The sequence below is a fragment of the Leifsonia sp. SIMBA_070 genome (genome assembly GCF_046534635.1).
Taxonomy (GTDB): domain Bacteria; phylum Actinomycetota; class Actinomycetes; order Actinomycetales; family Microbacteriaceae; genus Leifsonia.
The window spans coordinates 1-253 of the sequence record NZ_JAWRYK010000608.1; the positions used below are offsets into that span (position 1 = coordinate 1).

Consider the following 253-nt stretch of genomic DNA (forward strand, 5'->3'; position numbering starts at 1 on the left):
GGTCATGCAGCAGGATGAAGCGGCCCGTGGCCAGCTCGGTCTGCTCCGGAACCACGATTCCGGAGGGGCCGTGGCCCAGTCCCTCGTCGCGTGCCAGCGGGCCGGAGGCCAGGACTTCTGCGCCCAGCGACACCGCGAAGGGTGCCAAGCGGGTGGGAGCCGGAATTTCATTAAGATGCAGCTCTGGCCGGCACTGCGCCCTGCGCAGCGAACCAAGGGCTTTCAGGAATTCCGGGGGTACTTGTGATAAGTC

1 protein-coding gene is annotated in these 253 nt (G+C 66.0%); it reads right to left on the reverse strand.

Annotated elements, in window-relative coordinates; genetic code table 11:
• On the reverse strand, positions 1-253 hold a 253-nt coding region (locus SB754_RS21655), incomplete at both ends, for a DUF3000 family protein (protein ID WP_410784375.1).